This window comes from Stappia stellulata DSM 5886, assembly GCF_000423705.1.
GTDB lineage: Bacteria > Pseudomonadota > Alphaproteobacteria > Rhizobiales > Stappiaceae > Stappia > Stappia stellulata.
The window spans coordinates 617,312-631,587 of the sequence record NZ_KE384083.1; the positions used below are offsets into that span (position 1 = coordinate 617,312).

The following is a 14,276-nucleotide window of genomic DNA, read 5'->3' on the forward strand; positions in this document are numbered from 1 at the left end:
CAGGCTTGGAACAACCGACCTCACCGGATGCAATGCCACCGATGGATATGACCAAGCAGGACAGTCTGTTGCGCACGCAAATCCGCGTGATCGGCGCCCTTGTCCTTCGCGAGACACGGGTCACCTTCGGCAAGGCGAAGATGGGTTATCTCTGGGCGATCATGGAACCCATTTTCGGCACGGCGTTCCTTACGCTCATTTTTTCGATCGTGACCCGCCATCCGCCGATTGGAACAAGCTTTACGCTTTTTTTCGCCACGGGCATTCTGACATTTCAGTTCTACAGCAAGCTCGCAGACTCATTGATGGCCGTTTTTCAGGCCAATCGCGGGCTGATGGCATATCCGCTCGTCAAGGAAGTCGATGTGGTCATTGCGCGGTTCCTGCTGATTGCCGCGACCTACACAACCATAATCATCGTGTTTTTTGGCGGACTGATTGCCCTCCAGATCGCCGACTATCCGGCCCATCTGGACACAGTTCTCCTCGCGATCCTCGCCGTCGCCCTGCTCGGTCTGGGAGCCGGATTGACGAATGCGGTTGTCATGATGCTTTGGCCGACGTGGAAGCAGCTCCACACCGTTTTGACGCGACCGCTCTTCTTCATATCCGGCGTGTTCTTCATTCCCTCCAACTTTCCGCCGGATATTCGCTACATCCTGTCCTGGAACCCCATCCTTCACTGCATCGAGCTGTTTCGTGCCGGCTACTATCCGATGTACAATCCCCAGACACTGGATGTCAGCTATCTGTTCTTCTACATCGCAATCCTGCTGCTGATCGCATTCGGGTCGGAGCGCCTTTACCGAAAACACCAGAAGTAGTCTAACGACATGATCTCATTCGACGGCGTTCGGAAAACCTACCGGATCGACGGCGTTCGCAAGGTCGTTCTCGAAGACCTGACAATGTCTCTTCCCGCGGGCAGGAATATTGCGATCCTTGGCCACAATGGAGCGGGAAAGTCGACACTCATGCGCCTGATCGCCGGAGCGGAGTTGCCGGACGAGGGACGTATTCATCGCTCGGCGCGGGTGTCCTGGCCGCTGGGCTTCAGCGGCGGCTTCGGCGGCGACATGACGGGCATCGAGAACGCGCGTTTCGTGGCGCGCATGTATGGAGAAGACAGCGAACGGATCATTGCGTTCGTCGAGGAGTTTTCCGAACTCGGCCCGTCGATGCGTGTGCCGATCCGAACCTACTCCAGCGGCATGAAAGCCCGGCTTGCCTTTGGCATCAGCATGGCGATCGATTTTGACTACTACCTGATCGACGAAGTGACGGCCGTCGGGGACACGCGTTTCAAGAAAAAATGCGAAGAGGTCTTCTCGTCCAAGCTCAAGCACGCGAAAGTCCTGATGACCTCGCACAGCACCGGAGCAATCCGGAAAATGTGTGAAAGTGGCTGCGTTCTTCACCAGGGCAAGATGCGTTATTTCGACGACATCGAAAAAGCAATCGAGTTGCACGATGACAACCAGACCCATGCTCCGTGAGCAGCAGTCCGATGGAAAGGTCTGACCGCCTGGCAGCGGCGCGCAGAAAAACATCGGAATTGGCTTCGCCGTGCCGTCGTCAGCGCCCCTCAGCGGGCAGCCAGCCCACACCGCGCCCTTCCTCGCAGTCTTGGACGCGACCTGTGCCGTGTCAGTCTCGTTCGTCGGGCCACACCCTATGTCGAGACAACAGACCGGTCGGTGGCGCGACGCCAGTCACTGCCATCCGAAAACGCCAGAACCGAGCCGCCGGCGTCATCGAGTACATGGACGAGCGCCCCCGCCCCGACCGCTGTCGCTCCGGGAAGGTTGGCGACTGTAAATGACTTCACGCGAACCGGCCCGTCGACATCGAGTGTCGCAGACGGATCGCTTTTTCCAATACCGACGGACCCCGTTTCTCCGTCAAGGACCAGATGGTTCCACTGTGTCGCCCCGTCGTGAGACGTCACAAGCCGTATCCTTGCATCATCCTGATACGAGCAGACATACAGGTCATCGATCCCCGCAGAACTGTCGGTTTCGGTGTATATGGCCGCCCGCTGCTGATGGTTGTGCGCGAGGACGATCAAGGCACGCGCACCATCCGTGGCATCGGCATTCAGATACAGGCGGGGACTCGCACCGATGGTGTATCGCCCGATCTGGACCCCGCCCCCATTCGCCAGGGAGAAGTCCACATCTCCCCCGGCCCCATCAACCGACATGGCGTTGAGAAACGTGACGCCGTCCGCCGAAACCTTCAGCTGAAACGAGTTGCTTCCGGCAAGACCCATTTCCGCAAGACCGCTGTACCCGGTCTGAAACACGATGCTTGCCGTGTCACCGGGGCCCATCTTGTTTATCTTCAGCCTGTGGCTGTCGCCCTGATGATTGAACAGTGAACTTGGCGAGGAAACCGCGAAACGTTCATAGTCGCTCACGCTGGCGTTGACGCCGAATTTCTGCGCGAATTCGATTGGAAGCGCCCGAAGGTCAAGCCAGTCGGTCCCGGACCAGAGCACGATTTGCATCTCGTCTTTCAGGACCGCGGACCAGCCAGGTCGCGGCATGTGATAGAGCCAGCCTTCCGCTTTGTAGACCGCCACCTGACCATCTTTTCCCGCCCAGACACCGGTGGCGCCCGAAGAGACAATGTATCTGTCTTCCGCCATCGGCGACGGCGGCGCCTGCGCCAGCCCTCGGCTCTCGACCACAAGCTGAACCAGGGCATCGAGGGCAATCAACGCTTCGTTGTGCGTGACGTGTTTCTGTCCCTGACTTCCTTCCATAAGAGGAAGGGCCAGATGCGGGGTATCGGCCATGTGCGTTCTCCTGTCTCAGTGCAAGCGTCTCACAAGACAAGGGAGCGAGGATTAAGTTTTCCGACGCCGAGCCATGGATGGGCGAAACCTGTTTCCCAGGCGGCCAAGGATCCGGCCACGGCAATCTGCCGCCGGTGGCGGCTTCTGTGGCGAAACAATACGGGGGGCGAGGCGCATTTGCCCCGACAAGCCGGGCATGCTTGTCGGACAGGCGAAAGGCGTCACATCGCGTTGGAACCCTTCGCGGACTTCGGCTTTGTGCAGACCACGAAATAGTCCAGACGACGTCCGTCCTCATATTCTTGGTAGCGCATGGTCCCGGGCATATCGGCCCAGTTCAAAGCGTATCCGCGGAAGGGACGTGGCACCCGGTCGATCAGCGCCTTGCGACGCGGGACATCCTCGCCGATCGCGGCAAAGACATGGGGCGTTATGTCTTCGAACGTATGGAGCACAAGGCCGTTTTTCTTTGCAAGACTTTCGTTCTTGCGACGATGGTTTTCAAGGCGCGCGTCGGTGTAACCGGCAGAGAAAACCATTGTGCCGCCAGGTTTCAGCAAACGCGCGGCCTCACGATAGTACTCGTCCAGCCCGATGTAACTTGCTGCCCCCACACTGAAAATCGCATCGAAACCTGCATCCGGGAATGGCAGCGCGCGGGCGTCTCCCTGCTCGAATGACGCTGTCGGGACATCCTGCAAGCGACTGCGGGCAACCCGGACAGCGGTGGCATTCACCTCCACGCCGACAACTTGCGCGCAAGGAAAGCGGACGGCGCCCAGACGGACACCGCCGCCAAGACCGCTTCCGATGTCGAGAAGTCGGTCCGGCGCATTTTCACATGCGTCCGACAGACATTCCAGCAAGTGATCGTAAAGCGTTGCCTGCAGCGGCTCGTTGGAAAAAGGCGGTGTTTCGCGACAGAACGCGTTGGCGGGCGCGTAACCGCTGTTGAAGAAATTCTGCTTTCGTGCGGGCGAGAAGCGATAGAGCAAGACATAGATCATCTCCTGAAACCGATTCTGCATCGATTTCGGGAGCTTGCGCTGCAGTTTCCGCTTGAGTTGATAAAGGCCCGACATTGATGGCTCCGGTTCACGCGCAACTGATTGACGTCAAGCGCCCAAACTCTGGCATTGCGTCATTGAAAACCGGGATAGTCCATTCGGCATGCCATTGCCATCCCGTCTGGCCGGCAAAGCTGTCACGGCCAACACGGCCGCACCATTGGCGGCCGGATCTGTCGACAAACCCCCGACGTCTCTCCAAGCCGGCACAACGCGCCTCTGAGCGGCCGCGCGCGGACCTGCAATCAACCCGCATGAGGCCAGTCCGGACCGCGCACCTGCGCCAGCTCCGACAGGGCACAAACGATATGATAGAGCGAGCTTGCCGGCGAAGGTTCTGCAACGAAGCGCCCGTCCGCGTCGAGCTTGTCCCGCCACAACCCGGCAGGCTCGCTTACAAGGAACAGCTCAAGCGCGACAACGGCCCTGCGGGCAGAGGCGAGATAATGCAACCGCTCCGGTCCGCCCGACAGGCGGGCAAGCGCCAGCGCCGCCTTGATCCATTCGGTCTGCCCCCAAAGCCGCGCAACCGGCGCACGGATCGAAAAATCGTCGTTCAATTCCAGCATCGCCACGTGGCGCGCGGGGCAAATGCCCCAGGTTTCCCCGACCGCGAAAAGGCGACGCGCTGCAATCGCCGCATCGTCGCGCCCGCGCGTTCGAGACCAGTGCAGCGCCAGCCACGCCCATTCGAACTGGTGCCCCGGCTCGACCTGCCGGCCGCTTTCGCCCGACACCGGACGCCAGTCGCTTGCAAAAAACTCCCGCAGCGCCCCGCTCGACGCATCGATGAACCGGTCAAGCGCAAGCCCCATGAGCTCGTCGGCAAGATCGCTCCATCGGCGACCGCCGCCGACCGCCTCCCAGGCGAACGCGGCTTCCAGCAAATGCATATGCGGATTGGCCCGCAGCGGTTCGCGCGGCGGCGTGCCCTCCTCAAAGCCTGCGACGGGATGCCGGTAGTCCGCCTCCAGGCGGTCTAGCAGCGCGGCTGCAACGCGTTCCAGTTCCTCGCGACGGGCGGGCAGTGCCTTCCATGCATGGGCCAGTGCAAGCAGGGCAAACGGCTGATTGTAGAGGTCGAAACGACCGTCGATCAGCGTGCCATCCGGCGCAACCATATCCGCGAAGGTTCCGTCGGGGAGCCGGAACCGGGCCAGATACCAGTCCATTGCCCGGCTCGCGATTGCCTGCCAGTCGCCCGTCCATCCAAGCCGGCCGGCCACAATCACGGAATAGATCTGACGGGGTTGCACGCGGCCCCGGCATGGCCCGACTACCGCATGCGGGCCGTCAGGATCGATCGCTTCGCGGAAGCCGCCCGTGTCGGCATCGAACCCGAGTCCGGTCCACCGGGGCATCGCCTCACACAGAAGCCATCGCGTCAAGCGTTCGGACGCCGCGCGAAGCCATGCACTCTGCTCGTCCTCGGTCATCGATTGCTCCCTGCGGACGGATGTGGCGCGAACCGCAGCTTTCGCGACTCGCCTTGGCCTGTCCGTTTCCGCTTCTGTTTACAACCTCCATGCCCACGACCGCATCCCCTCACCGGCAAAAACCGCTTTCCGGCCGCGGGACCAACCGAACGGCACGTCGCGAACCCGGTCAGATGCCGATGCGGTCGCGCAGCCGATAGACAAGCACGGACGGGGCCAGGAACCAGGGATTTCCGGCATAGAGTGGCCGTGTCGGAAAGGAAATCCGCGAAAACGCGGAGCGCTCCTGTTCAAGCCCGGCAGCGGCCCGGCCGGTGCGCATGCCGAGATAGCTCGCCATGCCGACACCCGACCCGCAAAACCCCATGGCGTGAAACAGGCCGCGATCCTCGCCGCAATGGGCCATCGTGTCGAACGTATAGCCGACGAAGCCCATCCAGGAGTGGCTAACGCGGGTCGTTCCAAGTTCCGGGAAGAGACGGGACAGCTCGCGGTGCAGCTTCACCGCGCTCTTGCGCGGATCGGTTTCGCTCAAAGACACCCGGCCGCCGAAGAGCACGCGTTTGCGATCCGGCGAGGGACGGTAGTAATAGACCAGCTTGCGGGTATCGGACAGGATCCGGTCGGTCGGCATGATTGTGTCCATCACCGCGCGCGGAAGCTCTTCCGTCGCGATCACATAGGAGCCGATGGAGATGATGCGACGACGGTGCCAGGGCGAGAGCGGTCCCGAATAGCCGTTTGTCGCCAGGATCACCTTGCCGGCCCGCACCGGTCCTTGCGCCGTTGCAACGGAAAAGCCCGCGCCGTCGCGCGACAACCCGCTCACCGCGCAATGCCCCTTCACGAGCGCACCGGCCTCGCATACGCGCCGAAGCAGCGCCGGGTGATACTTTCCGACATCGATCGACGCATGATGCGGATAGACCACCCCGCCATGATAGGCGTCGGTCCCAAGCTCGCTCGCCATTTCCGCCTTGGGAACCGCATAGGCGCCCGTGTCCCAGACCGGATGACCGGCCGCGCACTCGCGCGCCAGCGCATCGTAGAGATGCGGCTTGTGGGCGCCGTGGAACCGGCCGACGGGCTTGAAGTCGCAGTCGAGCTTTTCCTCCAAAACAAGCGCGTGCATGTAGTCGAGCGAGGCCTGCCCCTCCGCCAGCAGCGCTCGCGCAAGCGCTTCCCCATAGCGGCGCGTCAGGGCGGCAAACGACGGCTTGATGGAGGTGGAGACCTGCCCGCCGTTGCGCGTGCTGCATCCCCAGCCCGGCCGATCCGCATCGAGCACAAGCGTCGACAGGCCCGCGCGCGCCGTCTGGAGCGCGGCGTTGAGGCCGGTGTAGCCCGCCCCGACGATGACCACATCGGCCTCGCCCGGAAGGTCCACCGCCGGGAGGTCCGGCTGCGGCGTGGCGCCTTGCCAATAGGGCGTTGCGGAAAAGTCCTCGGTGAACAGGTCGCTGGCACGCATGACGGCCTTTCTCAGACGTTCGAATGATCGGCGAGGATCAGGTCCGCACCCTTTTCGCCGACCATGATCGCCGGGGCGTTGGTGTTGCCGGAGGTCACGGTTGGAAAGATCGAGGCGTCCACGACGCGCAAGGCCTCCACCCCGTAAACCCGAAGCCTTGCATCGACGACATCCCGGGCAGGGTCGGGGCCCATCCGGCAGGTGCTCACCGGGTGAAAAATGGTGGAGCAGCGGTTGCGCACGTCCTCCAGCATCTCCTCGTCGCCTTGCACCAGCGGGCCCGGAACGATCTCGGTGTCGATCACCGATTGCAGAGCGGGCGTTGCCGCGATCTTGCGCAAGAGCTTGCAGCCCTCGACCATCTCGGTCAGGTCCTGACTGGTGCTGAGCGAATTGGGATGGATTTCCGGCGCGGCAAACGGATCGGCGCTGCGCAGGCAGATGTGGCCCCGGCTCGTCGGGCGGGTCGGCTGCATGCCGAGCAGGAAGCCGGGAAACCGGTCCGGGTTCATCAGCGGACGCTTGCCCTTGGGCGCTTTCGTGTAGCTCACCGGCGAGAAGTAGAGCTGAATGTTCGCACGCGGCGCCTCCGGATTGCTGCGCACAAAACCGCCAGCCTGGTTGACACCGAGCGACAATGGCCCGCGCCGGGTCGCGACATAACGCATGCCCTGCAGGAGCTTGCCCCACCAGGGATAGAGCTGGTTGTTGAGTGTCGGAACCTTCGACCGGTAGAGGTAGTCGAGCCCCAGATGATCTTGCAGGTTCTGGCCGACGCCCGGCCGGGCCTCCACCACCTCGATGCCCTTCGCCTGAAGATGCGCCGCCGGTCCGATGCCGGAAAGCATCAGGATCTGCGGCGAGTTCACCGCGCCGGCGCTCAGGATCACCTCGCGGCGAGCACGCACGGTCTTCTCGGTGCCGCCCTGCCGGTAAGCGACGCCGACCGCGCATTTTCCCTCCATCAGGATGCGGGTGGTGTGGGCGCGGGTGACGATCTTCAGGTTTGCCCGCCGGCGGGCCGGCGCCAGATAGGCGCGCGCCGTCGACATGCGAAAACCGCCCTTGGCGGTGTTCTGGTAGACGCCCACCCCTTCCTGATCGGCGCCGTTGAAGTCCGCGTTGCGCGAGAAACCCGCCTGTTCGCCGGCCTCCAGGAACACGTCGCACAAGGGATGCAGATCCCGGCGCATGGTCGCCACATGCAAGGGCCCGTCATTGCCCCGGTAGTCGTCGCCGCCCGCGTCATTGGTCTCGGCACGCTTGAAACAGGGCAGCACATCCTCCCAGCCCCAGCCGGGATTGCCCATTGCCTTCCAGTCGTCGAAATCCGCATGCTGGCCGCGAATATAGACCATGGCGTTGATCGAGCTGGAGCCGCCCAGCACCTTGCCGCGCGGCCAGTAACCGGAGCGGTTGGCAAGGCCGGGGTCCGGCTCTGTTGCGTACATCCAGTTGATCGAGGCGTTGTAGAACGCCTTGCCGTAGCCGATCGGCATCCAGATCCAGAAATTCCGGTCCGACCCGCCCGCCTCCAGCAGGCAGACGGAGAAGCGACCACTTTCGCTGAGGCGCGCGGCAAGGGTTGCGCCGGCCGACCCCGCGCCAACGACCACAAAATCATAGTCCGACATGGAAATCCTACCGAACGGTCTTGTCGCGCTGAACCGCGATCGAAACCAGCGCCAGTAGCCCCGAGCCGACCATCAGGAAGAAGGAAACGGCATTGAGAACCGGCGTGGACCCGACCTTGGCCATGCGGTCGTACATGGTGATTGTCAACGGCGCCTCGGAGCCAACGAGAAACAACGTCGTGTTGAAGTTTTCGAAGGACACGAGAAAGGCAACGATACCGGCGGCGATCATCGCCGGACGCAGGAACGGCAGCGTGATGGTGCGCAACACGCGCAAGCGCGTCGCCCCGAGATTGAGCGCCGCCTCTTCCATCGTCGCGTCGAACTTCTTCAGCCGCGCGGTGATCACCAGCGACGTGATCGTGGTGATGAAGGAGAACTGGCCAAGCACGACAAGGAAGATGCCGGGACGCAGGAAGTCCAGATCGATCCCCAGGCCGCGGTCGAAGTAATTGGCCATGTTGCTGGCGATCACCAGGATGGAGATGCCGAGGATCACGCCGGGAATGACGAGCGGGATCACCATCACGATGTAGAGCGTGTTCTTGAAGGGAAACTGGCCGCGCACGAAGAGGAAGGCATTCGTGGTTCCCACGAAAACCGACAGCGTCGAGACGAAGATCGCGATCACGAAGGAATAATAGAGCCCGCGCAGCAAGCGCCGGTCATGAAACATGCCGAGCTTGGGTTCGGTGTCGTTGAAGAACCAGTCGAGCGTGAAGCCCTGCCAGGGAAGTGCGGGAAACAGGCTGTCGTTGAACGCAAAGGTGCCGGCTGCCACCAGCGGGGCAGCGAGGAAAAGGAAAAACGCCAGGACGTAGGCGCGGTAGCCCCAGACGAAGGGCGCGGGTGCGGATCTGGCCATCGGCTCCTCCTCCTCAGCTCTTGGCGACGGTGTTGGCGAGTGTCTGGCCGCTCAGCTTCAGCCCGAGCCAGATCACCGTGGAGGTGAAGGCAAGCAACAGGAAGCCGAAGGCCGCACCCGACTCCCAGTTGAAGCGGGTGATGAACTGGTCGTAGATCTGCTCGGTGAACCAGCTGGAGTTTTTTCCGCCCAAGAGGATCGGCGTCAGATAGGAGCCGGCGGTGAGCATGAAGACCACAATGCAGCCCGACACGATGCCCGGCATCGCATAGGGAACGATGATGCGCCTCAGAACGGTGAACCCGCTGCCGCCGAGGTTGTAGCCCGCCTCCACCAGACTGTCGTCCATGCCGTCGAGGGTCGAGACGAGCGGCACGATCATGAAGAGGATCACCGTGTAGACGAGCCCGATGATCACCGTCACGTCGTTGTAGAGGAACTCGATCGGCCCGGAAATCAGCCCCGTCCACTGCAGGAAAGTGGAAATCACACCGGTCTCGCGCAGCAGCAGGATCCAGCCGAAGGCGCGGATCAGGTCGCTCACCCACAAGGGGATCAGGCACAGCAAAAACAGCGCCCCGCGCGTGCGGTTCCCGGCGATCTTGGCGATGTAGTAGGCTATCGGAAAGCCGATCAGCAGGGCCAGCGCCGTCACCAGAAGCGACATCGTCCCGGTCCGCAAAAGCGTGTTCCAGTAGATCGGCTCGTTGATGAAATCGATGTAATTGCCGAGGCCGTACTCATAGACGCGCGGCGCCACCTTCTCGCGCAGCGACAGCGCGACCATGCCGATGTGCGGCACGACGATCAGCAGCGCGATCCACATTGCGAAGGGCGCGAACAACAGGATCAGCGTCAGGCGGCGGACATCTTTCTGCACCATCACACGGCCCCGCTTCGCGGAAAGCACATGGCGTGCTGCGCCGACCACGACAGGCGCACCGCCTCGCCCGGGGCCAGATCGCCATCGCCGGTCAGCGTGACGTCGGCCTCGATCAGTTCGCCACTTCCGCTGCGCACAAGAACACGGCTGTTGGCGCCGTTGAACAGCAGGCTGTCGACGACCCCGTCCATGTGGTTGTCGCCCAGCGCGGCGGCGGCATCGGCTGCGCGCACCGTGTTGATGAACTCCGGCCGCACGAAGATTTCCACCGCCTCGCCCTCGCCGATGCGCAAGCCCCCCCCGGCGGTGAAGCTCATTGTCAGTCCCTGCCCGGTCGCGACCTTGCCGCCCGTGCCGTCACTTGCCGTGACCTTGCCGGACCAGCGGTTGCTGTCGCCGACAAAGCCGGCGACGAAGGCCGTGTTCGGCCGGTGATAAAGCGCCTGCGGCGTTCCGATCTGCTCGAAGTTGCCGTCGTTCATGATCGCCACGTGATCGGACATCACCAGCGCCTCGGACTGGTCGTGGGTGATGTAGATGAAGGTGGTGTTGAACTGGTGTTGCAGCAGTTTCAGCTCGATCTTCATCGCCTCGCGCAGCTTCAGGTCGAGCGCGCCGAGCGGTTCGTCGAGCAGAAGCACATCGGGATCGAGCACCATGCAGCGGGCAATCGCGATGCGCTGTTTCTGTCCGCCCGAAAGCTGATGGATCTCGCGCCCGCCGACATCGGGCAGCGCGATGCGCTCCAGCACATCCTGGACGCGGCGCTTGATCTCGTCGGTGTTCGCCCCCCGGCACCGCAGGCCGTAGGCGATGTTTTCGTAGACGTTCATCATCGGAAACAGCGCCAGATGCTGGAACACCATCTTGACGTTGCGCCTGTTGGGCGGCGTGCCGAGCACCGACTTGCCCTTGATGCGGATGTCCCCGCCGCTCGGTTCCTCGAAGCCCGCGATCATGCGCATCAAGGTGGTCTTGCCGCAACCGGACGGACCGAGAATGGAGAAGAACGACCCGCTCGGAATGTTGAAGGACACATCCTTCACCGCGCGAACGGACCCGAAGGACTTGGAAATGCCTTGGCACTCGAGATCGTAGGCCGGGGTTTCGGTCATGAATTACGCCAACTGGAAAACATGCAGACAAACGGCGGCAGGCGAGAGTGCGCCCGCGCCATCGAACAGCCCCTCGTTCCGAAAACGGACCGGAGGCTTCAACCTGTGAAGGTCGCAACCAGGACGGGGCGCACGCACAGGAGCGGGCGTGCGCCCCGCAAGGTCTCGGTCGGGACGAAGCGGCGATCAGCCGCCGGTCGCCGCCTTGATCTTCTCAAGCGTCTTGCCTTCCATATCCTCCACCCCGGGAGGAATGTTGGCGAAGAACTTCAGGTTGTCGATATCCGCGTCGGTGAAGGAGGCGTTCACGGCCGCCTTCTTGTCTTCCGGCAAAAGATCCTTGGCCCCCTTCACGGAGGCGATGGCGCCGGTGCTGGCGGACATGATCGTCACGTTTTCCGGGCGCAACACGAAGTTGATCCACTTGTAGGCGGCATCGTCCGCCTCGCCCTTGCGCGGAATCGCAAAGGTGTCGATCCAGGCAAGCGCGCCCGTCTCCGGCGGAACGAAGACGATGTTCTTGTTCTGGTCGAAGAGCTTGTAGGCGGTTGAATCCCAGGTTTCGGAGGCCACGATCTCGCCGGAGAGCATCATTGCCGAAAGGTCGTCGCCGCCCTTCCAGTAGGCCTTGATGTTCGCCTTGCACTCGATCAGCTTGTCGGCGACCTTGTCGAGGATTTCCTGATATTTGCCGAGGTCGGAATAGGCCGCGAACGGGTCCTCGCCCATCGAGAAGGCCATTCCGAGCAGGATCGTGCGCCGCAGGCGCATCGAGGTCTTGCCCTGGTATGCCGGATCGCAAAGATCGCCCCAGCCCTTGAGGTCCGGAGCCTTCGTCTTGTCGGCCATCAGGCCGGACGTGCCCCACTGGTGCGGCACGGCATAGACATTGCCGTCGATGGTGGTGTTGGCCTTCACCCCGTCGAGCAGCGAAGCCTGCATCGCGTCGGTGTCGATCTGCGACAGGTCGAGAGGTTTGTAGATGTCGTATTCCAGCTGCGCTGCATAGATCCGGTCGTGACTGGGCTGGGCAAGATCGAAACCCGCACCTCCGGTTGCGCGCAGCTTCGCGATCATCTCCTCGTTGTTGGAAAAGGTCACCTCGACGTCGATGTCAGGGTACTCCTCCTCGAATTTCTGCACAAGTTCCTCGGGCGCATAAGAACCCCAGGTCAAGAGCCGCAGGGTTTCCGCCTGTGCGGTGCCGGCGGCGACCAGCATGGTCGCGGCCAGCAGGCTGGCGATTGTTGTCTTGGTGCGCATCAGTTCCTCCCTTAAACGCAGTCAACACGATCGAAATGACATGAGCGACATGACAGTATCGTGAAAAAGTCTATGGCCCGATTGGACTGCAAAATATATCCATTCCCGATATTTTATCAGTCCAATCCACCCTCCCGCGAAACAATCTTGCGAACCACCGCAATTCCCTTTCGGATTTCCTCCGGTGTCACGCTGCCAAATCCGAGAACCACTCCCCGCTGCGGGAGCGGTGACAGAGCATAGCGGCCCAGCGGCGAGATGACGACACCTTCCGCACGCAACTTCCGAACGACGGTCTCTTCCGCTAAGTTATCCGAAAGGAACCCTACGGCATGAAATCCGCTGCCGGTGGACTGCACGTCGATACGTCCACGCAAGGAGGCGGCCGCATCGATCAGCGCATCGTGACGCTCCCGGTAGAGCTGACGCATGGTTCGGATGTGCGTGGCGAACAGCCCTTCGTCCATGAAATCGGCAACGATGGCCTGGGTTACGGTTGGCGCGCCGCTGAGCCAGGCCTCCCAGATGCGCTCGCAGGCGGCAACCAGTCCGCGCGGTGCGAGCACGAACCCGAGCCTGAGGCTTGGAAACAACGACTTGGAAAAGGTCCCGACGTAGATCACCCGGTCGCGGGTATCGATGCTCTTCAGCGTCGGCGGGGGCTGGTCGCCGTAGTAAAACTCGCCGTCGTAATCGTCCTCGACGATCATCGCATCGGCGTCGTTGGCCGCCTGGAGCAACGCCAGCCTGCGTTCCAGGCTCATGACATGGCCGAGCGGCTGCTGATGCGACGGCGTCACGAAGGCAAGCCGGAAATGCGGCGCGCGCGCCAGCCCCTCCTCCACGCACAGTCCTTCCGTATCGACGCCGATGGGAACGAGCTTGGCGCCATTGGCGACAAAGGCATTGCGCGCGCCGATCGCACCCGGGTTCTCGAACCACACCGTTTCGCCAGGGTTGACCAGCATTGCGCTGATCAGGGAAAAGCCCTGCTGCGCGCCGTTGACGATGAAGATCTGGTCGGGTTCGCAGGTGATGCCGCGCGAGGCGTTGAGCTGGCGGGCAATCGCCGCACGCAGACGCGGATAGCCGAAAGGCTCCCCGTAACCGGTGACGTGGTCACGCTCGCCGCGCCAATGCCGGGCCGACAGACGCGCCCATTGCGCCATGGGAAAGGCGTCGAGCGCGGGAAGCGCCGTGGTGAAGGCCTGCGACTTGTGCGGCAGGCGGCTGCGGGGGGCAAATTCCGGCGCGGCATGGATTGCGGAATGCGACAGGCGCGGCCGGGCAAACCTGGAGGCCGGCGCGCCGTTTCCGGCCGCCACGGGATCGCGCACCTTCAGCGCATCGCTGACGAAGGTTCCCGCGCCCACCCGCGCTTCCAGCAGTCCCTCGGAGACCAGCCGGTCGACGGCATCTATCACCGTCGTGCGCGACACGCCGACCTCCTGCGCCAGCGTGCGCGTCGCCGGCAGGCGGTCGCCCGGTGCAAGCCCGCCCGACAGCAGCAATTCGCGCAAGGCCATGTAAAGCTGCACCGAAATGCGCCGGTTCGACGTCTTGTCGATGCGGATCGAGGACAGCATCATTCCGGCGTGGCGCTTCATGTTCCTCCCCTTCAGCGCAATATTGGTATGGAAATTTCCGCAAAACGGACCTTAATTCAAGACCAATTCTGGATAGGTTGGCGCGAATGGTTTGACCTGCGGCCGGAAAACCGCCCGCGCAGGAGGAATTGGACG

Annotated in this window: 12 protein-coding genes; 2 read left to right on the forward strand and 10 right to left on the reverse strand. The window is 62.5% G+C overall.

Features of this window, described 5'->3' with window-relative positions; translation table 11 throughout:
- The first annotated feature begins 41 nt into the window (after positions 1-41).
- The gene (locus G572_RS0119965; RefSeq protein WP_029059984.1) at positions 42-824 is read left to right on the forward strand and encodes an ABC transporter permease; all 783 of its coding nucleotides are present in this window, start codon (positions 42-44) and stop codon (positions 822-824) included.
- Between the two features lie 9 nt (positions 825-833).
- The gene (locus G572_RS0119970; protein WP_029059985.1) at positions 834-1,496 is read left to right on the forward strand and encodes an ABC transporter ATP-binding protein; all 663 of its coding nucleotides are present in this window, start codon (positions 834-836) and stop codon (positions 1,494-1,496) included.
- A gap of 176 nt (positions 1,497-1,672) precedes the next feature.
- Here the strand turns inward: G572_RS0119970 and G572_RS25670 are convergent, their stop codons facing one another.
- From G572_RS25670 to pdxR, 10 genes are all read right to left on the reverse strand, one after another.
- On the reverse strand, positions 1,673-2,800 hold the full coding sequence (locus G572_RS25670; RefSeq protein WP_051242807.1) for a DUF2793 domain-containing protein: 1,128 nt from the start codon (positions 2,798-2,800) through the stop codon (positions 1,673-1,675).
- Positions 2,801-3,021: 221 nt separating this feature from the next.
- Complete coding sequence (locus tag G572_RS0119980; protein ID WP_029059986.1) at positions 3,022-3,882, reverse strand: class I SAM-dependent methyltransferase; 861 nt, start codon at positions 3,880-3,882, stop codon at positions 3,022-3,024.
- A 230-nt stretch (positions 3,883-4,112) separates the two neighbouring features.
- Positions 4,113-5,303, reverse strand: coding sequence for an AGE family epimerase/isomerase (locus G572_RS24895; RefSeq protein WP_051242808.1), 1,191 nt, complete (start codon positions 5,301-5,303; stop codon positions 4,113-4,115).
- A 169-nt stretch (positions 5,304-5,472) separates the two neighbouring features.
- The gene (locus tag G572_RS0119990) at positions 5,473-6,774 is read right to left on the reverse strand and encodes an NAD(P)/FAD-dependent oxidoreductase (RefSeq protein WP_029059987.1); all 1,302 of its coding nucleotides are present in this window, start codon (positions 6,772-6,774) and stop codon (positions 5,473-5,475) included.
- An 11-nt stretch (positions 6,775-6,785) separates the two neighbouring features.
- On the reverse strand, positions 6,786-8,408 hold the full coding sequence (locus tag G572_RS0119995; RefSeq protein WP_029059988.1) for a GMC family oxidoreductase: 1,623 nt from the start codon (positions 8,406-8,408) through the stop codon (positions 6,786-6,788).
- Between the two features lie 7 nt (positions 8,409-8,415).
- Entirely contained in the window at positions 8,416-9,273 is an 858-nt protein-coding gene (locus G572_RS0120000) for an ABC transporter permease (protein ID WP_029059989.1), read from the reverse strand.
- A 13-nt stretch (positions 9,274-9,286) separates the two neighbouring features.
- On the reverse strand, positions 9,287-10,156 hold the full coding sequence (locus G572_RS0120005; protein ID WP_037547503.1) for an ABC transporter permease: 870 nt from the start codon (positions 10,154-10,156) through the stop codon (positions 9,287-9,289).
- Positions 10,156-11,271, reverse strand: coding sequence for an ABC transporter ATP-binding protein (locus tag G572_RS0120010; protein ID WP_029059991.1), 1,116 nt, complete (start codon positions 11,269-11,271; stop codon positions 10,156-10,158). Before G572_RS0120010 ends, G572_RS0120005 begins: the two co-directional genes overlap by 1 nt.
- 186 nt (positions 11,272-11,457) lie before the next feature.
- The gene (locus G572_RS0120015; protein WP_029059992.1) at positions 11,458-12,534 is read right to left on the reverse strand and encodes an extracellular solute-binding protein; all 1,077 of its coding nucleotides are present in this window, start codon (positions 12,532-12,534) and stop codon (positions 11,458-11,460) included.
- Between the two features lie 116 nt (positions 12,535-12,650).
- A complete protein-coding gene (pdxR, locus tag G572_RS0120020) occupies positions 12,651-14,141 on the reverse strand; it encodes a MocR-like pyridoxine biosynthesis transcription factor PdxR (protein ID WP_029059993.1) in 1,491 nt (496 codons plus the stop codon).
- Between the last annotated feature and the right edge of the window lie 135 nt (positions 14,142-14,276).

What these genes read in the sequence shown, in the direction of transcription:
- G572_RS0119995 (WP_029059988.1), bottom strand. Translation starts at nt 8,408, where the DNA reads ATGTCGGACTATGATTTTGTGGTCGTTGGCGCGGGGTCGGCCGGCGCA.
- G572_RS0119970 (WP_029059985.1), top strand. Translation starts at nt 834, where the DNA reads ATGATCTCATTCGACGGCGTTCGGAAAACCTACCGGATCGACGGCGTT.
- G572_RS0120000 (WP_029059989.1), bottom strand. Translation starts at nt 9,273, where the DNA reads ATGGCCAGATCCGCACCCGCGCCCTTCGTCTGGGGCTACCGCGCCTAC.
- G572_RS0119965 (WP_029059984.1), top strand. Translation starts at nt 42, where the DNA reads ATGGATATGACCAAGCAGGACAGTCTGTTGCGCACGCAAATCCGCGTG.
- G572_RS25670 (WP_051242807.1), bottom strand. Translation starts at nt 2,800, where the DNA reads ATGGCCGATACCCCGCATCTGGCCCTTCCTCTTATGGAAGGAAGTCAG.
- G572_RS0120015 (WP_029059992.1), bottom strand. Translation starts at nt 12,534, where the DNA reads ATGCGCACCAAGACAACAATCGCCAGCCTGCTGGCCGCGACCATGCTG.
- G572_RS0119990 (WP_029059987.1), bottom strand. Translation starts at nt 6,774, where the DNA reads ATGCGTGCCAGCGACCTGTTCACCGAGGACTTTTCCGCAACGCCCTAT.
- G572_RS0120010 (WP_029059991.1), bottom strand. Translation starts at nt 11,271, where the DNA reads ATGACCGAAACCCCGGCCTACGATCTCGAGTGCCAAGGCATTTCCAAG.
- G572_RS24895 (WP_051242808.1), bottom strand. Translation starts at nt 5,303, where the DNA reads ATGACCGAGGACGAGCAGAGTGCATGGCTTCGCGCGGCGTCCGAACGC.
- G572_RS0119980 (WP_029059986.1), bottom strand. Translation starts at nt 3,882, where the DNA reads ATGTCGGGCCTTTATCAACTCAAGCGGAAACTGCAGCGCAAGCTCCCG.
- G572_RS0120005 (WP_037547503.1), bottom strand. Translation starts at nt 10,156, where the DNA reads ATGGTGCAGAAAGATGTCCGCCGCCTGACGCTGATCCTGTTGTTCGCG.
- pdxR (WP_029059993.1), bottom strand. Translation starts at nt 14,141, where the DNA reads ATGAAGCGCCACGCCGGAATGATGCTGTCCTCGATCCGCATCGACAAG.